Genomic DNA, 403 nt, shown 5'->3' on the forward strand with positions numbered 1-403 from the left:
GCGCTGACCTGTGGCGCGTGGGCACAGACTTCAACGTGTCGGGCGACAAACAGCAATGGGGCTGGGCCGGCCGGGGCCGGCGCTACAGCGGCCAGGCCTACCCGGCGCTGCGGGGTGCCAACCAATTGGTCAACGCCTCTGGCGTGCTGGCCGCACTGACTGCGCTGCGTGAGAAGTTGCCCGTCACGGCCCAGGCCGTGCGCGTGGGCTTGGCGCTGGTGGAGCTGCCGGGGCGCTTTCAGATCATTCCGGGCCAGCCCACGCTGGTGCTGGACGTGGCACACAACCCGCATTCGGTGGCCGCGCTGGCCGCCAACCTGGACGCCATGGGCTTTTACCCCACCACCCACGCCATCTTTGGCGCCATGGTCGACAAAGACCTGGCCCCCATGCTGGCCCGGGT

1 protein-coding gene is annotated in these 403 nt (G+C 69.5%); it reads left to right on the forward strand.

Annotation, left to right across the window (positions count from 1 at the left end; translation table 11 throughout):
- Positions 1–403, forward strand: a 403-nt coding sequence (locus AC1D1Y_RS26660) for a glutamate ligase domain-containing protein (RefSeq protein WP_477684992.1), incomplete at both ends; no start/stop codon positions are given.

It is taken from the genome of Polaromonas sp. P1_G1 (assembly GCF_056405595.1).